The organism is Fibrobacter sp. UWT3 (assembly GCF_900230125.1).
GTDB lineage: Bacteria > Fibrobacterota > Fibrobacteria > Fibrobacterales > Fibrobacteraceae > Fibrobacter.
Genome location: NZ_OCSS01000003.1, coordinates 612618 through 634258, shown reverse-complemented (window position 1 = coordinate 634258; position 21641 = coordinate 612618). Strand labels below are relative to the sequence as shown.

Genomic DNA, 21641 nt, shown 5'->3' with positions numbered 1-21641 from the left:
CGATGAGTAACAACCAGTCCGTAGGCGTAAACAAGCTGCTGTTGGTATCGACAATCCTGTTGATACTGTTCGGCGTTGCTGTCGTTTATACTGCGTCCGCTCCTGCTGCGATAAAGAAGTACGGGGATCCCGAATTCTACCTGAAGGCTCACTGCAGCAAGGTCCTGATTGCGTTTGTCGCCATGTTTGTTGCATCCCGGGTGGATTACTCCATCTGGAAAAAGGCTGCCCGCCCGGTATTTATTGTCGGATGCGCCCTGACGCTTGCCGCAGTCCTGGTTGGCCCGACCATCAATGGGGCGAATCGCTGGATTTGGGGTATTCAGCCCTCCGAAATCCTCAAGTTCGGTTTTATCCTGATGGTGGCGACAAAGCTTTCCGATGCCGGTACCGAAATCAAGTCGCTCAAGTGCAGTATTATCCAGCCTGGCATCCCGTTCTTGATTGCGGCAATCCTGCTTGCCCTGCAGCCGAACTTCTCGATGGTCGGCATGTTTGCTGGAATCTTTACGATAATGCTCCTGGTGGCTGGCGCAAACTTCAAGCATATGCTCAAGAGTTACGGCATTGCTGCGGGTGCAGGTACTGTCGTGGTCATGTTGAAGGAACTTGTCAAGGCCATTTCTGGGAGCAAGGATAAACCCATATACCAGCATGTTAAGGACAGGTTTGGCGCGTTCTATGCGTCGGGTGACCCTGCGATGCAGACTGAACTTGTAAAGAAGAAGATGTACCAGACGCAGCAATCCCTGGAAGCGCTCGGTAACGGCGGAATCCTGGGCACGGGTGTCGGTAACAGCGCCCACAAGCTGGGGTACCTGCCCGAAGCCCACAAGGACGTGGTGTACAGCGTGGTGGGCGAGGAATTCGGTGTCGTGGGTACGCTGGCCGTGCTTGCCGCCTTCAGCATCCTTTTCTACCAGGGCTTCGAGATTGCGAGGAATTCTACGACGCGTTTTGGAAAGTACTTGGCGGTGGCGCTTACGGTTTCGCTTTTCTTCAATTTCCTGGTGCATGTGTGCGTGAGTACGGGCCTGATGCCTACGACGGGTCAGCCGCTGCCTTTCATCAGTTACGGTGGTACGAACCTTATTGTTGCTGGGCTCTTTATCGGGATTCTCTTGAATATTTCGAAGGCGGGTACCGGCAAGAAGTTGACCGAACCCTATATGGGCGGCATCAACACGGATACCTACACCATAGGTGGATTTAACATAACGAGGGCTGAAACATGAAAAAGTTCCTGTTTGTATGCGGTGGCACGGGTGGCCACATTTTCCCGGCAGTCGCCATTGCCGAGAGCCTAAAGAAGATGGGTGTCGAAGACATCACGTTTGCAGGCCGTAAGGATTCCATGGAGGAACGCCTTGTGGCAAAGAACTGGCCTTACGAGTACATTACGGCAGAACCGCTGCACCGTGGCCCGTTCCTCAAGAATCTTGCCCTCCCGTTCAAACTTTCCAAGTCGCTTGTCCGCGCTAAGAGCGTGCTCAAGAAGGTTAAACCCGACGTAGTTGTCGCTACCGGCGGTTACGTGTCGCTCCCGATTGTGCTTGCGGCAGGCTCGCTTGGTATTCCTGTGTACCTGCAGGAACAGAATGCGGTTGCGGGTATCGCGAACAAGGTCGGTTCCCGTTACGCGAAGACGATTTTTGTGACCTCCGATGATGCGGCGAAGTTCTTCCCCGCAGAAAAGTGTATGGTGTTCGGCAATCCGGTCCGCAAGCTCCCCGATGCGGGTGCACTCCCGCGCCCGGCTGAATTTGCGGAAGGCAAGAAGGCCGTGTTTATCGTGGGCGGTTCGCAGGGTGCCGTAGGCATCAACAACAAGATTGAAGAAAGCATCAAGGATATTGCCTCCCGCAGCGACGTGAATGTCGTGTGGCAGGTGGGCGTGAAGAACGTGGAAGCGATCAGCGGCCGCGTCGGGGAAGTCCCGAACGTAGCGATTCGCGGGTTCCTCGACGGTATCTATTCCTACATGAGCCATGCGGACTTGATTATCAGCCGTGCGGGCGCATCGGCCCTCGCTGAAATCCTTGCCTTCGGCAAGCCCTCTATCCTGTTGCCGTTCCCGCACGCGACTGCGAACCACCAGGAACACAATGCCCGTGTGGTCGAGAAGGCGGGTGCCGCCCTCGTGGAGCTTGACAGTGACCCGAACGACTTGTGGAACAAGACGCTCTCGCTCCTCTCGGACGAAGAAAAACTTGAGAAGATGGCCGTCGCGGCGAAGGGCCTCGGGATGCCCGATGCCGCAGACCGCATTGCGGCAGTCATCATGGAAAAGGAAAACGCATAATGCAGATAAATGATTGTAAGCGCGTCCGTAAACTGCACTTTGTAGGCATCGGTGGTGCCGGTATGTCCGGCATCGCGGAAGTGCTTCACGACAATGGGTTTGTGGTGAGCGGTTCCGATACGGGCGAGAGCCCGGTTATCGATTACCTGAAGGGGCTCGGGATCGCGATTGCCCCCAAGCATGAGGCGAAAAATGTGGAAAACGCGGACCTTGTCGTTTATTCCTCGGCTGTTCCGCACGATAACCCCGAACTTGTGGAAGCGCGCAATCGCCGCATTCCGGTGATTCGCCGTGCCGAGATGCTCGGCGAGCTGATGCGCCTCAAGTACACGCTCTCGATTGCGGGTACGCACGGCAAGACGACGACTACGTCCATTGTGGGCCAGATTTGGGAAGAGGCCGGCCTCGACCCGACCATCATCGTGGGCGGCGTGGTGAAGGGTAAGGGCAGCGGCGCCAAGGTGGGCTGCGGCGACTACCTGATTGCCGAAAGCGACGAGTTCGACCGCAGTTTCCTTTCGATGATGCCTTCTTCGGCGATTGTCACGAACATCGATGCCGACCATCTCGATACCTACGAGAATATCGAGGATATCAAGGATGCGTTCGTGCAGTTCGTGAACAAGATTCCTTTCTACGGGCAGGCGATTCTGTGCCTCGACGACCCGAACGTGCAGGCAATCCTTTCGCGCGTCAGGAAACCCGTGATTACCTACGGTTTTAGCCGCCAGGCGAAATACCGCGTCGATAACCTGCGCTTTGAGAAGGGTTACCCGGTATTCGACATCCTGAACGATGGCGAGAGCCTCGGCGAATTCAGGCTCCAGATTCCGGGCCGCCACAACGTGCTCAACGCGACTGCCGCCGTGGCGCTCGCGAACGAGGAAGGTATTGCTCCCGATATCGCGCGCAAGGCATGCGCCGAATTCCAGGGGGTGACCCGCCGCTTTGAATTCATGGGCGAGAAGAAGGGCGTTATGGTGTTCAACGACTACGCACACCACCCGACGGAAGCGACCGCCACGCTTCTCGGGTTCCGCGAGGCGTTCCCCGACAAGCGAATCGTGGTGGCGTTCCAGCCGCACCTCTTCAGCCGTACCCGCGACCAGCATGAAGCCTTCGGCATGGCGTTCGCGAACTGCGACGTGCTTTTGGTTGCCGACATTTACCCCGCACGTGAACGCCCCATTGAAGGCGTTACCGGCGCGCTCGTGGCAAACAGCGCGAGCGACCGCGGTCACCGCAATGCGCGCTTCGTGGGCGACCAGGCGAACATCTTGCCTATCCTCAAGGAAGAACTCCGTGAAGGCGACGTGGTCGTTCTCATGGGTGCAGGCAACATCTATAAACTCGGGACCCGAATCTTGGAGGAATGTATTTGAGCGAATCCGGGACGACATTTCTAGGCCGTCGCATAGGCTATAACGAGAGCAAGCGTAAGCAGGCCCGCAAGGAGAAGATCAAGCGCGGGTTCAAGGGTGCTTTACGCTGGTTCAAGCGTTGTGGCTGGATTCTCTGCATCCTCGTCGTGGCTGCAGGTGTCGCTCTGTGGCAAAACCGCTTCTATGTGCAGCGCTTCAATCCGCTCGAGCTTCGCCACCTGAAGTATATCGATATCGAGGGTAACCGAATGCTCACCTGGGAAGACGTCATCCAGAACGCGCAGGTGGAACCGGGCATGCTCATGTCGGAAGTCGTTCCCGATTCTATCGAGAAGATGCTCATGCGCTCCCCGCTCATCCGGTCCGTTTCGGTCACGAAGCATTTCCCGTCTTCGATGTCCATCTCGCTCGAGGAATCGAAACCCGTCGTGTCGTATTTCGATGCGGGGAAGGCGACCGTCTATTCCGAGAGGGGCCTCCCGCTTCCGCTTTCTACGTCGACCGCGTTCCGCCTCCCCGTAGTGGAGCAGGGCTCGCTCGAGAACGTGAAGGCGATAAGCAGGTTCCTCGCCGAAATGCAGAAACTCGACCCCAGGCAGTATTCGCTCGTGTCGCAGGTGGGGTGGTCCGCAGAGAACCTTGCCTTCGAGGTGTTTTTCAGGGATGTCGCCTTCCACGTGCTTTACCCCCAGTCGGGCTGGAACCGCGACATGTTCGCCCTTTACGATATGGTCAAGGCGGGATTCCCGCAAGATATACGTTGTGCAGGTGAAGTGGATTTACGATTTGTTGGCTTTGCCTATGTAAGGAACTTTGATAAGAGGTGTGTCAATGGATGAACCCAAAAATGAAATAAGGAAAGAGGACTTGTTGTTCGGTCTGGACATCGGTGCCTCTAAAATCAATCTGTTCGTCGGTGTGGCGAATGGATCTTCCGTGCGCGTGCTTGAATGCGGCGATTTTCCGCTGAAGAACGCAGACGAGTTCGACAACGTTGTCGAAACGCTGAAGAAGGCCGCGCAGACGCTCGAATCGACAGCGGGCGTGGATGTCCACGATGTTTACGTGGGCATTGCAGGGAAGCACGTGTCCTCATTCAATTATAGGGGCCTCATTACGCTCCCGACCGGCGAAGTCCGCAGCCAGGATATTGAGACCGTCAAGGATCAGGCGAGCACCATTCCCGAGAACGCGGGCCAGATAATCCACGTGTTCCCCGGCGAATACACGCTCGACGACCAGCCGGGCATCCGTAACCCGAAGGGCCTCAACGGCCGTCGCCTGGGCGTGGAAGTGCAGGTGGTCACCTCAAGGCTCAATGCCATCCAGAATCTTGACAAGTGCGTGCGCAGCGCGGGGCTGCATACCGTGGAGTTCGTGCTCGAACCCCTTGCCGCCGCATACGCCGTGCTTACTCCCGACGAAAAGGAACTGGGCGTTGCCCTGGTAGATATTGGCGCGGGTTCTGCCGATATCGCCGTGTTCGTGGGTGAGTCTGTCCGCTACACCGCCTCGCTCGACCTCGCGGGCAACAAGATTACCAGCGACATCAGCAAGTGCCTCAAGGTGCCTATATCGCTCTCTAAGGCAGAAGAAATCAAGAAGAAGTACGGTACCTGCAAGTTGAACAACCTCCTCGAAGACGAGACGTTCCCGGTTCCGGGCGTCGGCGATCGTGGCGACGTGCAGTGCTCCCGCGAACTCCTTGCTAAGGTGATTACTGCCCGCGTGGCAGAAATATTCAAGATTATTAAGGATAATCTCGAGACCCACAAGATTGACGGCCTCATCAACGGTGGCATCGTGCTTACCGGCGGGTGCTGCGCTCTCGAGGGAATCGACGAGATTGCCGAGAAGGTATTCAAGAAACCGGTCCGCATCGGTTACCCGAAGGGTACGAGCGGTATCCAGGAAGCGTTCCATAAGCCGTCCTATGCAACCGGCATCGGCCTCTTGCACTATGCTGCACGCCAGCAGAGCGTAAACAAGAAGCACGATACGGGCGCGCAGTTGACTGTTTCCGTAAAGAAGGGAATCCAATGGTTCAAGGACATGGTTCGCACGTACTTTTAACTAAAACATCAAACACTCAAACAATCACAGGGAGATAAACCATGAGTGAAATCACATCCCACATCGAGATGGACGAAACCACCCTCAATAACGCGAAGGTGAAGGTGTTCGGCGTAGGTGGCGCCGGCGGAAACACCGTAAACCGCATGGTCGGCATGAATATTGAAGGCGTAGAATACTATGCCGTCAATACCGACGCGAAGGCACTCGAACTGAGCCTCGCTGACCACAAGATTGCCATTGGCCAGAAGACGACGAAGACTCTTGGCGCCGGCGCGAAGCCCGATGTGGGTCGCAAGGCTGCCGAAGAGAACATCGACGACCTGAAGGAAGCCATGAAGGGCGCCGACCTGATCTTCATCACTGCCGGTATGGGCGGTGGTACGGGTACGGGTGCCGCTCCCGTGGTCGGTGCGGTTGCCCGCGAAATGGGCATCCTCACGATTGCCGTCGTGACCAAGCCGTTCAGGTACGAAGGCCCCGTGCGTGGCCGTAATGCCGACAAGGGCATCAAGGACCTGCGCGACAAGGTCGATACCATGATCGTCGTCGACAACAAGAAGCTCATGAACATCGTGGACAGGAGCATGACTCTTGACGGTGCGTTCAAGCTTACCGACGAAATCCTCGGCAACGCAGTGCGCAGCATTTGCGACATCATGTTCCGCCACGGCCTTATCCACGTTGACTTTGCCGACGTGAAGACCGTGATGACCAACGGCGGTTCCGCCCTCATGGGTACTGGCATTGCCGAAGGCGACGGCCGCGGTCTCAAGGCCGTCGATATGGCGCTCTCTTCTCCGCTCCTGGAAGACGTGAACGTGGAAGGCGCTACCGGCGTGCTCGTGAACGTGTCCCACGGCGAAAACTTCTCCATGATGGAATACAGCGAGGCCATGGACCACATCTACGAAGCTGTGGGCGACATGGGTGACCCGAACATCATCATCGGCGATATCCTCCTCCCGGAACTTGGCGAGAAGGTGTGCATCACCATCATCGCGACTGGTTGCGGTGGCACCGGCAACCAGCCCGCTGCTTTCACGCAGCCGGCTGCACAGCCCGCAGTTGCCCCGGCCCCGCGTCCGACCGACCTCGTGAACAGCATCGGTGGCCCTGCCGCCAACTACCCGCAGGCAGCACCCGCTGCTCCTGCCGCCCCGGTGCAGCAGGCCCCCGTGGCTCCGCAGCCGGTGCAGGCGACCCCGCGCCCGACGGCATTCAATTTTGCCGCCATCGCGCGCGGCACGATCCCGATGCCCTCCGTTGAAAATCCGGTCGGCTTTGCCGCCCCGGGCTTCTCGGCAACCGCTCCTGCCGAAGAAGTCATGCTCGGCACGCCGAACGCTTCCCTGCACGACACCCAGGAATTCTCCGAAATCGCCGATACCGACGACATGAACGGCGTTCATGAAGCCCCGGCGAAGTCTGTGCAGATGGATGCGAAGTCGCTCGAGACCCCGACCTTCATGCGTCAGGAAGCCCTCGCGACTACCGTTGCCTCCAAGACGGTGCAGGATGACCCCGGTTCCATCAAGAAGGCAAGCGGCGTCGATTACGACGTGCCCGCCTTCCTCCGTGGAAACGCCCTGAGCGACATCTTCTAAGATGCCTCTGAAGAACTTCTAGAAAGAAGAATAACACACACACAGGGTGTGCGTATTCCGCGCACATCCCCACAACACACAAGGGACTACCTGGGTCTCCCTGCCTGGGTAGTCCTTTTGCATCGTAAAACGATGAAAAAGTTCTTCTAGGGCCGCACGCTCGACGTTTCGGGTGCCATTTCGTTGAAATTGGGGATTGAAATCCACTTTTTGAGGGCTGTTAATCCCCATTTTCTTAGTTTGTTTGTGAACAAGCTGTCGGTTAAGCCCCTGCAGTGGGGATTAAATGGCTGCCTTTTCTCGTTTTAATCCCCATTGGTCGCAAAAAATGCGTTATTTACTGCTGTTTTGTTCTAAAAATTGACTAATTTGTTTGTGAAAATGGGGATTGAAGGAGCGGTTTGGGGTGCTTTTAATCCCCAATTTTGCGATTTTTATGTGTTTTGCCCGCAACTTCGCCCTGAAAAACATCAAAAAAGACCCGTGGCGGGAGGACTGCACCATTTTTTGCTATTTTACAAGGCATGAGCGCTCGCGTTCGCACCATAGCCCTCTGCGCACTTGGCCTGGCTGCCCTGTGCTTTGCATACCCGGCGCCCCCGCAGTCGGGCGAACGCGGCTATTTTCAGATAGGCACCGATTTCGATTTCGGGCTCAACGGCGGCCCGACCGACCCCACCTTCGCGGTAGATACTGCCGACTGGTTCGGGGGCAACTGGCGCGGTCTCCAGATTCCGCTCAATAACGCCCGCAGTTACGAGGACCACCTCGACCCGTTCTTCACCCTCAGTTTCCGCGCGGGCTACAAGAGCTTTCACGTGCTCCTGGAAGCCCCGCTCCGCCGCGATCTCGAGGCCTGGTACCAGGATGACCTTCACAAGAATTTTACGTACGACCCGAGCGAACTCGATATAAACGTGCCGAACAACGCCTACGCCGTGTGGGAAAACCCCGTGGGCTACGTGCAGTTCGGGCGGTTCGCGCTCGACGACCTGAAAGTTTCCAGGAACGATATCCTGGTGGGCGGTGCTCCCTACCACGACGGCCTGCGCTGGAAATTCGCTGCCGGTATGTTCCGCTACGACTTCCTGTTCAGTTCGCTCAACGCCTGGCTCTACGGCGACGTGATTGACCATTCGACCGGCTGCCCGCCCGTGGGTACCGAGGCCTACGCGCAAAAATGCACCGAGCGCGACAACCAGGTGGCGAACCAGCGCAACCGCACCTACGACGACAACATCAAGACCTTCATGTTCCACAAGTTCGGCATCGAAACCGAAAAGTTCTGGATTTACATCGCCGAGCAGAGCATGATTGGCGGCAAGGCTCCCGAGTTCCGCTCCATGAGTCCGTTCATATACTGGCACGACAACTACGCGACCGGCTACACGTCGGCGGCGACCTCCGTGGAACTCGGCTACAAGACGAGCAACGGCGCGAAGTTCTACAGCCAGATAAACATGGAAGACATCAACAGCCCGGTGGGCGAGGACGATGACAAGGGCACGAGCCGCTCTGTAATCAACTACCTCGTGGGCTACTATCACGAACTTTCGACCGCGCTCTACGGCAAGTTCAGCTGGAGGTTCGACGTGGTGCGCACCGACCCCGTGGCTGGCAATAGCAGGCTCCCGCTGCTCAAGTACACGAGCCGCCGCAACTACCGCAGCAACTTCCGCGAGCAGGACGACCCCGATTATGCCGATGCCTACTTTGTGGATTACCCGATAGGCTACCGCCGCGGAGCCGACGCTCTCGACGTGTGGTTCGATTTTGGCTGGCAGTATGGCAAGCACTCGCTAGCACTCACGCTTGCATGGCTGCGCCAGGGCGACAAGGAAATGTATACCGACTACAATGTGGCGCTCGCCGGTGGCGATACTTCACCTTCCGGCGTGGAAGAGGCCCAGTACCTGATAGACGCCCTCTACAAGATGAAGGTGAACAACTGGTTCAGTTTTTATCTGGGTGGGGGCCTTCGCAAGTACGAAAACCTCGCGCATGAGAATGGTGATGACGGGTACGATGGCTGGATACGTTCCGGCGTAAAGTTCACCTTTAACCCGGTCGATACGAAGTTTTAAAAAGAGGCTAACCCCTTCAAAGGAGCACCCATGTCCCTGAAACACTCTTTAACCCGAATTGTGGCGTTAACAGCCACGCTCCTCACGGCCTGCGGCGATGAAGTCACCGAAGTGAATGAAGTCCACGAGACCGGCATGAAGATTGTCGAAGAGGGCGAGAAGTTGCCCGAGTGCACCACGGAAAACGAAGGCACAATGGTTTATGCGCTGGATTCTGCTGCGTCGTACGCCTGCATCAACCGCAAATGGACTTCGTTCAACGGTAAGGACGGCGCTGATGGTAAGGATGGCCGTGACGGTAAAGACGGCGAAGATGGTGCGAAAGGCGATAAGGGTGACCAAGGAGTCAAAGGCGACAAGGGCGAATCTGGAGAAAAGGGGGACACTGGTGAAGCTGGTACTTCTTGCACAATGGAGTCCTTGCCCGATAGCAGCGGTTTCAAGGTCATCTGTGGCGGAGATTCCGTCGGCGTTGTGCTGAACGGCGAAAAAGGAGAACAAGGCGACAAGGGCGAAGACGGCAACGATGGTAAAGATGGTCAAGACGGCAAGAGCATTGAAGGGGCCGAGAACTTTTTCATAGATGCTCGTGACAAGCAGATATACAAGAAGGTGACCATCGGGACCCAGACATGGATGGCGGAAAACCTCAACTTTGAAACAGATGGCAGCCGTTGCTACAACGACTCCGCTAAATACTGCGCCAAGTACGGCCGTTATTATACCTGGGCCGATGCCATGGACAGCGCTGCGGTGTTTTCGGATAATGCCAAGGGCTGTGGCTATGATGTAGAATGTACCATAAAGACTCCTGCGCGTGGTATTTGCCCGGAAGGTTGGCATATCCCGGATTCTACGGAATGGAGAACGCTGTATAGCGTGATGGGCAAATCGTCGAATGCCATGCAGGCGAAGGGCTTTGATGGATGGCCCGATGCAACCGATGCGTACGGGTTCACCGCGCTTCCTGCCGGCGGCTACATGCGTGGCGCTTTCTACGATGTCGGCGGGTTAGCCCGCTTCTGGGGAGCCGCTGAGTTTACTGAGTATGATAACCATTCCGCTGACTACTGGTACTTGAGAGCGGACGGTGCGACCCTCACCTTCGCTGACGAGAACTTCAGTTTATCAGTCCGTTGCCTCAAGGACTAACTATATTTATATTATTCCTAAACCAAGGAGTTTTTTATGGCAGAAATCGGTACACCTCTAAGTTCTAGCGCCACGAAGGTGCTGTTTTGCGGAGCGGGCGAACTCGGCAAGGAAGTCATCATCGAGATGATGCGTCTCGGCGTCGAGGTTATCGCCGTGGACCGTTATGCCAACGCCCCGGGTATGCAGGTGGCCCACCGTAGCCACGTCATCAACATGCTCGACGGTGCCGAACTTCGCCGCGTGATTGAACTGGAGAAGCCCGACTACATCGTCCCGGAAGTCGAAGCGATTGCGACCGACACGCTCGTGGAACTTGAGAAGGAAGGCTTCAACGTCATCCCGACCGCGAAGGCCACCAAGCTCACGATGAACCGCGAGGGCATCCGCCGCCTTGCCGCTGAGGAACTGGGCCTCAAGACGAGCCCGTACCGCTTTGCCGACAACTTCGAGGATTTCCAGAAGGCCGTCAAGGAAATCGGCATCCCCTGCGTGGTGAAGCCGGTGATGAGTTCTTCGGGCCACGGTCAGAGCGTCATCAAGACGGAGGCCGACATCCAGAAGTCGTGGGACATTTCCCAGCACGAGGGCCGCACCGGCCATGCCAGCCGCGTAATCGTGGAAGGTTTCGTGCCGTTCGATTACGAGATAACATTGCTTACGGTTCGCCATGTGGGCGGAACCAGCTTTCTTGAACCGGTGGGTCACCATCAGGTGGGCGGCGACTACCAGGAATCTTGGCAGCCCCAGCCGATGAAGCCGGAACTCCTGGAACAGGCGAAGGACATCGCGAAGAAGATTACCGACGCTCTCGGTGGCCGCGGCATCTTCGGTGTGGAACTTTTCGTATGCAAGGACCAGGTGCTCTTCAGCGAAGTTTCCCCGCGCCCGCACGATACCGGCATGGTGACACTTATCAGCCAGGACCTTTCTGAATTTGCGCTGCATGCACGCGCCATTCTCGGCCTGCCTATCCCGAACATCGCGTTCCACGGCCCGAGTGCATCCAAGGCCATCGTCGTGGACGGAAATTCTGATCACGTGAAGTTTGGCGGCCTCGAAGAGGTGCTCGCCGAACCGGATACGGCGCTCCGCCTGTTCGGCAAGCCCGAACTCAAGGGCCACCGCCGCCTGGGCGTGTTGCTTGCCCGCCGCGACTCCGTTGAAGAAGCCAAGGCGCAGGTCATGGCCATGCGAGAAAAAGTGAAGGTCACTCTGTAAATATTTACGTGTCGATGAAAAAACTGTTTGAATTACTCCTGCCCGCGCTGCTTGTCGCGTGCTACTCGCCGGAACCTTTCGAGGCTGAATCGGTCGAGTCCGCGTCCAGTGGCAAGTCCGATATCGGGACGGTTTTCCCGGTGAACACGCAGAAGCAGATTTGCAACCCTTCCGTGTCCCAGGATACGGTGAACTATCCTGCTGCGATGCTCTGGCTGAACTTTGGCGGTACGCTCAAGGTGACTCCGCCGGATTCTGGCTTTACGACAAGCGGGGTAATCCAGCACGACCGCCTGACTATTTCAGATACTTCGGGCAAGGTGCTCTGGTACATGATGCGCGATACGTCGGCGGGTGAATGCCAGTTCCAGGACCCGGAATGGAGTACGCATGCCGATTACGCTGTCGCGCTCCGCGCCTACGACAAGGACGGGAAGAAGGCTTGCGAGAATCTGGATTACGGTATTTTCGCCGTGCGCATGTCGGATAGCAAGCGGTTCTGGTTCTACGACAAGGAGATTATCGAGACGGCGTCCCCGCACCTGTGGGTTTCGCCGGATGCCTCTGTTGACGAGGATGCCGCGGATTCTACGGTGAAAGGCTTCTTTGGCACGGACAAGGTGCGCCTGACTTACGTGAACGACGAAGACAAGATTGTGTTTGTTGATTTTGCGAACGGTGGGCTGGATAAGGCGAAGACGCTGGCCAGGCCCTCTGGCAAGTCTGGCTGGAGCATCGATGCCCCGATGATTTCGCCCGACGGTAACTTCATCGTCTATAACGTGCTTGAGAACCCGACGACGTGGGAAGCCTACATCCAGGAACTTTCCGCGAACTCTTCGCCGGTGAAAATCGAACGCGGGCAGAACTCGCTTTCGGAACCCGCACAGCCGCACTGGTTTGCGTTTGGTGGCAGGCTGTTTGTGGTGTGGACGGAATTCCCGCAGGGCTCGCAAATGCTCAACAAGAACGATCTCACGCAGGAATCCGTGCAGGATGGTTCCGTGGGCCGCACGGTGATGCGCGAAGTCCGCCTGAATGCGGGTGCCCCGAGCGACCTTGCGGTAGAGTGGGTCGGAGATGTTCGTGAAATTGCCTCCATTCCCATGATTGGCGGGCGCTCTCCCGATGGCAGGTTCCTTGCCACCGGTACAAACTACGGCTATTTGCTGGAACTTCCGTGAGGTGCGCAATGAAGAATTCCTTACTCAAGTCTGGCAAAAAATTTGGCAAAAAATTCGGTGCGGTCGCTTCTCTTGCGGCAGTCGCTACCTGTGCGTTCCTTGCGGCATACAACGCTCCGGTCGAACCCGCTACCCCCTGGGAATCCATTGGCGGGTGCGGTGCCGGCGGTTCTGGTGGCGGTGCGAGCGATGGCATCAAGTGGATTGGCCAGGGCGTTTCGGGCGGCTACCTCGAAACGGAAGTGTTTACCAAGTACAGCGTCGGCCAGAATTTCTCGGGCCTCACGCTCACCCCGCATTTTTCCATCAAGCCTACATGGTCCACGAAACTCGGCGTGTCCATACCGTTTGTTTCGCACCAGGGTGAAGTCCAGTACCGTAGTAACCAGGCTCCGACCGACCGCAGTACCGGCGGGCTTGGCGATATCTCGTTTGACTTTAGCAAGACGATTGGCAGTGGGGGGGCGGCGTCGCTTTCTGCATCGCTCACGATTCCTACCGGCCAGTACGACATCAAGCGCGGTACCGATGCTTCCGAAGAAATCTTGCCTGCAAGTTTCCAGAAGGGTTCGGGCCTGTATTCGCTCACGCTCGGCTGGGACTACAGTCGCGATACCGACAAGGGAATCTGGCTCTATGGGCTTACGTTCACGTACCCGTTCGCAATGCATTTGATTTCGGGCGAGAACGAGTTCAACGACAGCTACTGGAAAAACATCGAACACGATGGCGACCGTTTTGAATACCGCTTCAAGCCCTACGGCGAAAACGACCTCGGTGCCTTCACTCCGCCTTCCGTGAGTGCGTCTGTTGCCTATGGCTATCGCGGCCGCCCGGGTATAGTGCAGAGTTTTGGCCTGAACTTCTCCGTGCCGCTGGGCGTTGCCTGGATCAGTTCCGAGAAGGCGGGTACGTATGACCCGCGCCCCGACCCCGATCATCAGGCCTGGTCTCTCGCCTTTGCTTATGGCATCGAATTTTCGAATGCGGACTTCCCGGTGTTCCTCGCGGTCTCCTTACCGCTCCACGACAAGAGTAACGCCGCTGACCCCGATGACGAATACGACGAAAGCCCCATGCGCAAGTGGGACGCTCCGGACTGGAGTGACTTTGGCCAGCAGTGGACTATCGCCGTCGGCATCAAGGGAAGCTTCTTCTAGGTTCGCGGGAATTATGCTCGCGGGTGTTATGCCCGCGGGTGGGTCTTCTTGAAGGCGGCGCGCAGGCGTTCTGCATTTACATGCGTATAGACTTGAGTGGTGGAGATGTTCGAATGCCCGAGCATCTCTTTGACGCTCATGATTTCGGCGCCGTTTTCGAGCAGGTGCGTGGCGAAACTGTGGCGCAATACGTGCGGGCTCGCTTTCCCCTCCCAGCCGATTTCGCGCAGTAGGTCGTGGATGTCGTTCCTGAGCGTGCGCAGCCCGAACGGCTTGCCGTCTTCGCTGAGGAATACATATCCCGTTGCGGTGGGGAGGTGGCCCGCTTCCGTTTCCATCTGCTTGAAGTTCGCGATGCGGTCGATGAAACTTTCGGTAAGCGGCACGATGCGTTCCTTGTTGCCCTTGCCGAGCACGCGCACGAGTTTCGCGCTTGTATCTATGCGGTCCCACGTGAGGTTTTGGCATTCCGAGATACGCAGGCCCGAACCGTAGATGAGTTCGAGCAGGATGCGGGCGCGCACCTGCGGGAGCTTGGCATCCGGCGGCAGTTCCGGGAATTTTTCTTCGGCGAGGTCCTTCTGCCCGAGCACGTTCACGAGCCTCTTGGGGCGCTTGGGCATGGGAACTGCTTCGGCGGGATTTGTTTCCAGCACTTTCGAGCGGACCAGGTACTTGCCGAAACTTTTCAGTGCGGCGAGGTGCTCGCAGATGCTCGTGGGGGCCAGCTTCTGCTTCATCTTCAGGTCCCACACGAAGCCCTTCACGTTCATCTCGGAAAATGCGGAAAGCGCGGGCGCATTCTCGATGCCCGCGATTCCCTGCGCGTTCTCGACGCCCGCTTTGCCCGCGGGTATGGGCGTGCCGCCCAGGTGCTCGAGGAACTTCACGAGCGACTTCTTGTAGGTATCCACCGTGCGGGGCGAAAAGCGCCGCCTCTCCGCAATGTACTGCAAGAACTGCTCTATGTGTTCCGGAAGGTTCATGTCGCATAATTTAATAAACAAATGACCATAATAAGGGGGCTTTCGGTTGGTCTTGCTCCGGCGAAAAATCTATTTTATGGACAAGGTATGAGTCTCGCGCGCATTTTAGACACACGTGCTCTTGTGAACTGCCGCTTTCGGGCGGCGGTCGCTTTTGCGTGCCGTCGGGCGGCGGTCGCTTTTGCGTGCCGTCGGGCGGTGGTCGCTCTGGCGGCCTCCCTGCTGTTTGCGGGCGCATCCCTTGCCGCCGACCGTGTGGCGGGCGCAAACGAGACCATGAACATGGAACCCGGAGCGCGGTCTGCTGCCCTCGGTTCTGCTACGATGGCGGTCGATGGCGATTACCTCGGGCTTGTCTCGAACCCGCACCAGCTGTCATCGGTGCGCTACCTCTGGGCGTCGTTTTCGCATACCGCATACTACGAGGATACCCGCTATGATTTTGCGTCTGCGGTTATCCCGCTTTCCGAGGGTCAGGGCCTGGGTATTTCTTTTGCGCGTTTTGGTGCTGACGACATCCCCTATATACGCGAGGGCGAACCGCTTCCCGAGGGGAACGACTATAATACGCTTTCCTATGACGACTGGATGTTTTCTGCAACCTGGGGCAGGCGCCTGTTCAACCGTTTTGACCTGGGGGTGGGCTTCCACCTGCTGTACCGCGACATGGACCAGACTGGCTGGGGCTTCCGGGGCGATGCTTCCCTCCGGTATCGCGTAGTTGACGAACTGTATGTCGCGGGCCTCCTCAAGGGTTGGACTTCTTCTGCAACTACATGGGAGTCGGGCGAGTTCGAGTACTCCGCGCCCGAGTTCTACCTGGCGGCGAGTTATTCCCTGCCTGTCGCCTACCTGTACGGCAAGCTGAACCTTTACTGGCAGGGCGCGGGACTGCTCCACCGCGAGGCGCGCGCGCTCGGGTACGAGACTGACGATGATGTGGGTGGCCGCATCTGGGAAAGCCCGCTTGACTGGCTTTCGGGTGGCCGCGGCGGTATCGAGTTCGCCTTTGATTTCGGGCTCAGCGTGCGTGCGGGCCTCTCGAGTTTTACCACCTTCAAGAGCGTGACCGCGGGTGCCGGGCTTACCATAGCGAAGTTCCTGCGGGTCGATTACGCGTTTGAGTCGCACCCGGTTCTCTCTCCGGTGCATCGCGTGAGCATAAGCGTGAGCCCCTACCTGTTTGCGCATGCGCCCAAGCCCGAACCTGAAGCCGCAAGGCGTGGCAGTGTGGGTAGCAGCCTGCTCGGCGCCGAGCCGGATGAGCCCGATGAAGGCCCGGACTCCGCCGCGCCACAAGCCGCATCTGAAGCCGCACCGGAAGGTACTGCTCAACCCGCGGGCCAAGCCGACGGACAACAGGCTAGCCAGACAACCAGCCAGCCTGCCGGACCAGCCCCTGAGGCTTCCGCCCCGCAGTCGCCTGTAGTGGAAGAATCTTCCGACGAGGTTCTTGAACCCGCGCCCTCTGGAGGCGTGTACTGGGAGGAGTAGCCTTTTTTTCGCTTTTTTTTAACTTTTGTCTGTGATTTTTTGCACATTAACCATTTTTTAGTTTATATTTCTTACCATGACGCAATTGAAGAACTATCGTGAAGTTGGCATTTTTGACCTTTTGTCTGCCCCTCTCAACCCTATAGGGGCGTTTGACGCCGAACAGTTCAAGAAAGATGTCCGCAAGCTGATAGACGACAACCCCGACGACAAGTTCGTCGCGGTCGACCTCATGGGTCTCGATTTTGTATACAGCGATGCCTACAATGCTTTTGTCCAGTTCCAGTGCGAACTTTCGGGCAAGGGTGGCATGCTCGCGCTCCTCAGCAACAGTGCGACCATCGCTGACGGTCTGAAGAAGGCCGGGCTCGATCGTACGCTCAAGGTGTTCGGTGCCGAAGCCGAAATGATGACTTTCTCGCTGCATAGCCACGATCCTGTAGAACTGCCTCCCCGTGAGCAGGCCCCTGCCGCTCCGTCGGAACCCGAAGCGGCTCCTGTCGCCTCGCAGAATGGCGGTCATGCTCCCTCGATGTCGGGCGAGTTCCGTTCCGAACGCCGTACGGGCCACAACCGCAGGTTTACCAAGAGCTTCAACGCTGTCGTGAAAGACGAGAAAAAGCTTGCCTCGAAGGGCATGAACATGCCGTTCGAAGAGGAATCCTCGTCGGGAAAAACTGTATTCTTCATCATCCTCGTCCTTCTTGTTCTCGGTGGCCTTGCGGCCTTCTTCTTGATGTGATTGAAGGATGTCTGAAGGTTTTTCGGAACATCGCTGTAAAAAAAGATACAAGCCCAAGCGCTACAATTACCCTGTAGTGCGCATTCTCCTTTTTTGTGTGGCCGTGGTGCTTTTCGTGCGTCTTGGCTTTGCCGAAAAGGTCGTGCAGCTGTTGCCGGGTTCGACTGTTGTGGAGGCAAGCGACTGGAAATCCCGGTGCGAAACTATGCGCGGCAAGGCCTTTGAACTCAAGAACGGTCTTGGCCAGTGTTCCTGGGTCGTCTCGGATTCCGTGTTCTACCTGCCGAACGATTTTTTGCGCTACATAGCGTCACAGACAAATTCAATGCACCCGAAACTTCACTGGGTTGCCCCGCGCGACCGTTTTTCCGAAGCGGTTCTCGTGCAGGTGGAAGATTCGCTTGTACGTACCTTCATTCACGTGAGGGGTCAGGATTCGCTTTATTACTGGGTCGATATCGCCGACGGGTGCCGCTATCCCGGACTATGCCCGAGGCAGCCGCTGGACTGGTCGGCGCTTACCATTACGGGTGACTTCGATTTCGAGGGCCAGGAATCGCTCCTCGCGATGGACGCGATGCTTGGAATCGGGGAGGCTCCCATACATCCGATTCTGCCCGGAATCGTACTTTCGTCGGGCAAGGATTCACTGGGCCAGTTCGTCGTACTGGATCACGGCAACAACGTGACCTCGCGCATGTCGGGCATGTACCCGGTGAACCCTGCCGATACGCTCCCGTTCCTCGAGGGCGAATATCTCGACATGAATTCCATCGTGGGGCGCCTTGCTCCCAGGGATAGCGCGACGTTCTACCTTACGGTGCGGCACAACGGGTTTTTCGTGCGCTGGGCCGATTTGTATTCGCAGACGCACCCGCTCGACAGCGCGGAAATTGCTAAATTCCTGCAGAAGATTGAGCTCTAGGTTTAGGGCGGTTTGATTTAGGAGAGTGCAGGTGCGCAAGTCATTTATCATCGGGATTTTTGCTGCGGTCGCGGCCATGCTTTGCGTGTCCGCGTGTACCCGCGACGATGATGGCGCGATTCCCGTATCTGCAGAAGACGATTCCTTCGTGGGTACGGGCTTTTTCCGCATTGCCGAATTCGATTCCAACTCGCTTATCCATCTCGTGTCCGATACGCTCTACCTGCGGATAGACAGCCTCTGGAGTTATTCCAACTGCGCGCTCAAGCGAATCGAAATCGATACCTCGCACGAAGGTGACGCTCTCGTGTTTTTCCCGAAGATAATCATCGAGTCCGATGGTAAGGATTGCCCGTCGCCGTTCCTCCACCCGGATACGGTAATCAAGCTGTTGCCCCCTGCCGAAGAATTTGGGGATGCGACGGTTCTCCGCGTGCGTAACGACGAGGGCAACGTTCTCGATACGGTTCTTTTGCGTCGCGGCAAGTTCGAACTCGATACTTTCACCATCTACGTGGATAGCCTCTTCGATACGGTTTCTTCGCTCCCGCTCCGCACCAAGGATTCTCCCTCGGTCTTGAAGGTGCTTGATAGCCTCAACCCGCGCGTGTTCTACTGGCGCGCGATGGAATCGTCTTGCGAACTGCGCATCGACATGTGCGATTCTGTCGTGAACGATACGCTGTTCCCGATGGCCTGGAGCCTCACCGATACTGCCCTCGTGCCTATCCGTAAGGCGTGCGCGTCCGACGATTCCACCTACTGCGTGGTGAACCGCTGGGTGAACGATTCTTCTGCGGTCGGGCCTGTGCAGGAACGCGCTGATACTGTGTGGTTTACGAGCCTCTACTATGTAGAGGAGTTTCCCGAATGCGCCACGATGAATTCCTTCCGGGTGGTAGGATACGCGCTGGGGAAGAACGTGAACTTTATCCGTGAACTTATGGTTCCTGACGAGTCCGAGAGCGCCTGCGGGCCTTCTGCACTGAAGGACGTGTTTATCTATGACATGGGCCGCAACCGCGTGTTCCCGGATTCCCTCGATGCGGATTCGCTCTACGGTACCTGGAAATCCGCGAAGGTCGCGCCGGCAAAGTAAATCGTTTGCATGTCGTATTCTTCGCGGAACCTATTGGAAGTAAAGATGCTGCAAGATAATATCGAATACTCGTTCGCGACGGACATTCCCGAAAGTGACTACCAGATAATCGTCGATTGCCCGTTTTTCAAGGACTGGATTACGAAGGCGCGCAAGGATTTTGCGGTGACGCACATCCATGTGGATTCGGTCGACTACTTTAGCCGTGTACACCGCCCGCTGTTCATCAAGATTACCGCGACGGCGACATTGCCCGATGGCAGGCCCGTGCACGGCGTGGTGCTCTTGCGCGGGAATGCGGTGGGCGTGCTCGTGGTGCTCCGCTGCGAAGGGAAAAAGTACCTGCTGCTGGTTCGCCAGCCGAGGCTTGCCATTACCGAGGAAGCATCGCTCGAAATACCTGCGGGGATTCTGGACTGGAGCGGCGATTACCGCAAGGTGGCGCTTTCTGAGCTTGAAGAAGAAGCGCAGATAAAGGCGGAAGATTCGGAACTCATTGACCTTTCCGAATTCTGGTGGAAGGGCATGACGGAAGGCTTTGCAGGCAGTTGCGGACTCCTGGACGAGCGCATTCGCCTGTACGCCATCGAGCGCGACGTGACGCCGGAACAGCTGAAGGCGATGGACGGCAAGAACCAGACGTATGTCGAAGAGAACGAATGGATTAGGACGGTAGTGTTGCCCTACGAGGAAGCCGCCCACAAGTTTATCGACGGCAAGAACCTGATTGCGCTGTTCCTGTACGAACGCTGGCTAGATTCGCAGCGCTAGATTACCAGTTACCGATATTGTTGACGGTCAAACCGATGAAAAATACGGCGAGGTAGCCGTACCATAGGCCCGTGAGCACGTAGTTGAGCCCGCGCTTGTACGCCTTCGGTTCGTTCTTGTTCTTCTCGCGGATTACGAGAATGTTCTTGCGCAAGAAGTAAGCGCAGATTGCAAGACCGATAAGGGTAGCGAGAATCAAGAGTACGTAAGCCATGGTTTAAATATAATAATTTCGAGTAGTTAGTGTGAGCCGAAGCCCTCGATGTTAAATCGGAAGCGGAGGCGAGAGCGCAGTTCAGACCGCCGTACAGAACCGTCGTCTAGAACTGCGCGGTCAGTAATGGCGCGACGACTGCGGTGAATAGCCCTGCAATCCCGATGGCAAGGCTGCTCATGGCGCCCTGTACTTCGCCCATCTCCATGGCGCGGGTGGTGCCGAGCGCGTGGCTTGCGGTACCGATGGCGATTCCCTGCGCTACCTTGTGCTTTATGTGGCAGAACCTGCATACGGCGGGGGCCGCGACCGCACCCGTGATTCCCGTGACGGTGATGGCGATGATGGTGACGGAAGGAATGCCGCCGATTTGTGACGAGATGACGCTCCCCATCGGGATGGTGACGGATTTCGGGAGCAGTGAGAGCATGAGCGTGTTGCTCAGCCCGAGCAGCTTGCTGAAAAGAATCACGCACGCAATCGAGGTGAGGCTACCCGCGAAGATGCCCGCAAGTATGGGCTTCCAGAATTGCGTGAGTTTGGAAATTTGCCTGTAGAGCGGTACGGCGAGAACGACGGTCGCGGGTGAGAGCATCACCGAGATGTAGTCTCCGCCCACGTTGTAACTTTCGAGGCTGATGCCCGTGATGAGCAGGAATCCGACGATGAGGATGTTGCCTATCAGGAGCGGGTTCAGAAAGGAATACTTGAATTTTTTGCTGATGAACACGCCGGTTTCAAAAGCGACGAGCGTGAGGAATATGCCGAACAGGGGAGAGTTGATGATGGCGTTCATTTTTCGCCCCCGATTGTGCCGTTGCGCTCTGCACGCTTGGAAAGGCGTTCTGCGCGCAGGGCCAGGTTTTCCCGGTATTCCTGCCTGCGGATAAAAAACTGCGTGACCCAGCCGCCCATCGCGATTGTTATGAGCGTGAAGGCGATACACAGGAACAGGAGTAGCGGCCACTTGGAAAGGATGTCGTCACCGACGGCCATGATGGCGATGCTCGGCGGCAAGAAGAACAGCGCGAGGTGCTTTAGGAAAAAGTTCGAAACTCCCGAAATCTGCTCCGGCTTGATGACTTTTGTACAAAGTAATATGAGCAGCAGGACCATGCCGATAATGTTCCCCGGCAGGGGCACGCCCACGATGCGGTGGAGGAATTCCCCGGCAAGGCAGATGGCGAAAATGACGGCAAGTTGGAGCGGGATTCTCATTGCGGGCGTAAATTTAGAAAAGTATAT

The 21641-nt window shown here is 56.9% G+C and carries 20 protein-coding genes; 16 read left to right on the top strand and 4 right to left on the bottom strand.

The window, feature by feature from the left end; translation table 11 throughout:
• Positions 1-2 precede the first annotated feature (2 nt).
• From CRO08_RS14270 to CRO08_RS14220, 11 genes are all read left to right on the top strand, one after another.
• Entirely contained in the window at positions 3-1235 is a 1233-nt protein-coding gene (locus CRO08_RS14270) for an FtsW/RodA/SpoVE family cell cycle protein (protein WP_097036742.1), read from the top strand.
• Positions 1232-2302: an undecaprenyldiphospho-muramoylpentapeptide beta-N-acetylglucosaminyltransferase gene (gene murG / locus CRO08_RS14265; protein ID WP_097036741.1), complete on the top strand. Its 1071-nt coding sequence runs from the start codon at positions 1232-1234 to the stop codon at positions 2300-2302. Before CRO08_RS14270 ends, murG begins: the two co-directional genes overlap by 4 nt.
• Entirely contained in the window at positions 2302-3684 is a 1383-nt protein-coding gene (murC, locus tag CRO08_RS14260; RefSeq protein WP_072808677.1) for a UDP-N-acetylmuramate--L-alanine ligase, read from the top strand. The genes murG and murC overlap by 1 nt, the downstream gene beginning before the upstream one ends.
• Positions 3681-4523: a cell division protein FtsQ/DivIB gene (locus tag CRO08_RS14255; protein ID WP_255252402.1), complete on the top strand. Its 843-nt coding sequence runs from the start codon at positions 3681-3683 to the stop codon at positions 4521-4523. The genes murC and CRO08_RS14255 overlap by 4 nt, the downstream gene beginning before the upstream one ends.
• Entirely contained in the window at positions 4516-5757 is a 1242-nt protein-coding gene (gene ftsA / locus CRO08_RS14250) for a cell division protein FtsA (protein WP_097036739.1), read from the top strand. The genes CRO08_RS14255 and ftsA overlap by 8 nt, the downstream gene beginning before the upstream one ends.
• A 41-nt stretch (positions 5758-5798) precedes the next feature.
• A complete protein-coding gene (gene ftsZ / locus CRO08_RS14245) occupies positions 5799-7364 on the top strand; it encodes a cell division protein FtsZ (protein ID WP_073114770.1) in 1566 nt (521 codons plus the stop codon).
• A gap of 524 nt (positions 7365-7888) precedes the next feature.
• On the top strand, positions 7889-9448 hold the full coding sequence (locus tag CRO08_RS14240) for a hypothetical protein (protein ID WP_255252401.1): 1560 nt from the start codon (positions 7889-7891) through the stop codon (positions 9446-9448).
• Between the two features lie 30 nt (positions 9449-9478).
• Positions 9479-10600 (top strand): fibrobacter succinogenes major paralogous domain-containing protein, encoded by a 1122-nt coding sequence (locus CRO08_RS17180; protein WP_217990596.1) that lies wholly within the window; start codon positions 9479-9481, stop codon positions 10598-10600.
• Between the two features lie 36 nt (positions 10601-10636).
• The gene (gene purT / locus CRO08_RS14230; RefSeq protein WP_097036738.1) at positions 10637-11821 is read left to right on the top strand and encodes a formate-dependent phosphoribosylglycinamide formyltransferase; all 1185 of its coding nucleotides are present in this window, start codon (positions 10637-10639) and stop codon (positions 11819-11821) included.
• A 14-nt stretch (positions 11822-11835) separates the two neighbouring features.
• The gene (locus CRO08_RS14225; protein ID WP_097036737.1) at positions 11836-13005 is read left to right on the top strand and encodes a hypothetical protein; all 1170 of its coding nucleotides are present in this window, start codon (positions 11836-11838) and stop codon (positions 13003-13005) included.
• A gap of 8 nt (positions 13006-13013) precedes the next feature.
• Positions 13014-14165, top strand: a complete 1152-nt coding sequence (locus CRO08_RS14220) for a hypothetical protein (protein ID WP_097036736.1) — start codon at positions 13014-13016, stop codon at positions 14163-14165.
• Positions 14166-14191: 26 nt separating this feature from the next.
• Here the strand turns inward: CRO08_RS14220 and CRO08_RS14215 are convergent, their stop codons facing one another.
• Complete coding sequence (locus CRO08_RS14215) at positions 14192-15151, bottom strand: tyrosine-type recombinase/integrase (RefSeq protein ID WP_097036735.1); 960 nt, start codon at positions 15149-15151, stop codon at positions 14192-14194.
• A 198-nt stretch (positions 15152-15349) separates the two neighbouring features.
• Between CRO08_RS14215 and CRO08_RS14210 the strand changes: the two genes are divergently transcribed.
• The 5 genes from CRO08_RS14210 to CRO08_RS14190 all read left to right on the top strand — a co-directional run bounded on the left by CRO08_RS14210 (position 15350) and on the right by CRO08_RS14190 (position 20182).
• Positions 15350-16645, top strand: a complete 1296-nt coding sequence (locus tag CRO08_RS14210) for a hypothetical protein (RefSeq protein WP_097036734.1) — start codon at positions 15350-15352, stop codon at positions 16643-16645.
• Between the two features lie 76 nt (positions 16646-16721).
• A complete protein-coding gene (locus CRO08_RS14205) occupies positions 16722-17387 on the top strand; it encodes an STAS domain-containing protein (RefSeq protein ID WP_097036733.1) in 666 nt (221 codons plus the stop codon).
• Positions 17388-17484: 97 nt separating this feature from the next.
• Entirely contained in the window at positions 17485-18312 is an 828-nt protein-coding gene (locus CRO08_RS14200; RefSeq protein ID WP_097036732.1) for a peptidase M23, read from the top strand.
• 31 nt (positions 18313-18343) lie between these two features.
• Positions 18344-19411 (top strand): hypothetical protein, encoded by a 1068-nt coding sequence (locus CRO08_RS14195; protein WP_141398395.1) that lies wholly within the window; start codon positions 18344-18346, stop codon positions 19409-19411.
• Between the two features lie 33 nt (positions 19412-19444).
• On the top strand, positions 19445-20182 hold the full coding sequence (locus CRO08_RS14190; RefSeq protein ID WP_255252400.1) for an NUDIX domain-containing protein: 738 nt from the start codon (positions 19445-19447) through the stop codon (positions 20180-20182).
• A gap of 1 nt (position 20183) precedes the next feature.
• Here the strand turns inward: CRO08_RS14190 and CRO08_RS14185 are convergent, their stop codons facing one another.
• From CRO08_RS14185 to CRO08_RS14175, 3 genes are all read right to left on the bottom strand, one after another.
• Positions 20184-20396 (bottom strand): hypothetical protein, encoded by a 213-nt coding sequence (locus tag CRO08_RS14185; protein ID WP_072808652.1) that lies wholly within the window; start codon positions 20394-20396, stop codon positions 20184-20186.
• A gap of 106 nt (positions 20397-20502) precedes the next feature.
• Positions 20503-21192, bottom strand: coding sequence for an LrgB family protein (locus CRO08_RS14180; RefSeq protein WP_176495165.1), 690 nt, complete (start codon positions 21190-21192; stop codon positions 20503-20505).
• On the bottom strand, positions 21189-21614 hold the full coding sequence (locus tag CRO08_RS14175; RefSeq protein ID WP_097036730.1) for a CidA/LrgA family protein: 426 nt from the start codon (positions 21612-21614) through the stop codon (positions 21189-21191). The genes CRO08_RS14180 and CRO08_RS14175 overlap by 4 nt, the downstream gene beginning before the upstream one ends.
• Between the last annotated feature and the right edge of the window lie 27 nt (positions 21615-21641).

Excerpts from the sequence above, each read along its gene's own strand:
- purT (WP_097036738.1), top strand. The coding sequence starts at position 10,637 with ATGGCAGAAATCGGTACACCTCTAAGTTCTAGCGCCACGAAGGTGCTG.
- CRO08_RS14185 (WP_072808652.1), bottom strand. The coding sequence starts at position 20,396 with ATGGCTTACGTACTCTTGATTCTCGCTACCCTTATCGGTCTTGCAATC.
- CRO08_RS14215 (WP_097036735.1), bottom strand. The coding sequence starts at position 15,151 with ATGAACCTTCCGGAACACATAGAGCAGTTCTTGCAGTACATTGCGGAG.
- CRO08_RS14180 (WP_176495165.1), bottom strand. The coding sequence starts at position 21,192 with ATGAACGCCATCATCAACTCTCCCCTGTTCGGCATATTCCTCACGCTC.
- murC (WP_072808677.1), top strand. The coding sequence starts at position 2,302 with ATGCAGATAAATGATTGTAAGCGCGTCCGTAAACTGCACTTTGTAGGC.
- CRO08_RS14225 (WP_097036737.1), top strand. The coding sequence starts at position 11,836 with ATGAAAAAACTGTTTGAATTACTCCTGCCCGCGCTGCTTGTCGCGTGC.
- murG (WP_097036741.1), top strand. The coding sequence starts at position 1,232 with ATGAAAAAGTTCCTGTTTGTATGCGGTGGCACGGGTGGCCACATTTTC.
- CRO08_RS14220 (WP_097036736.1), top strand. The coding sequence starts at position 13,014 with ATGAAGAATTCCTTACTCAAGTCTGGCAAAAAATTTGGCAAAAAATTC.
- CRO08_RS17180 (WP_217990596.1), top strand. The coding sequence starts at position 9,479 with ATGTCCCTGAAACACTCTTTAACCCGAATTGTGGCGTTAACAGCCACG.
- ftsA (WP_097036739.1), top strand. The coding sequence starts at position 4,516 with ATGGATGAACCCAAAAATGAAATAAGGAAAGAGGACTTGTTGTTCGGT.
- CRO08_RS14175 (WP_097036730.1), bottom strand. The coding sequence starts at position 21,614 with ATGAGAATCCCGCTCCAACTTGCCGTCATTTTCGCCATCTGCCTTGCC.
- CRO08_RS14205 (WP_097036733.1), top strand. The coding sequence starts at position 16,722 with ATGACGCAATTGAAGAACTATCGTGAAGTTGGCATTTTTGACCTTTTG.
- CRO08_RS14270 (WP_097036742.1), top strand. The coding sequence starts at position 3 with ATGAGTAACAACCAGTCCGTAGGCGTAAACAAGCTGCTGTTGGTATCG.
- CRO08_RS14240 (WP_255252401.1), top strand. The coding sequence starts at position 7,889 with ATGAGCGCTCGCGTTCGCACCATAGCCCTCTGCGCACTTGGCCTGGCT.
- ftsZ (WP_073114770.1), top strand. The coding sequence starts at position 5,799 with ATGAGTGAAATCACATCCCACATCGAGATGGACGAAACCACCCTCAAT.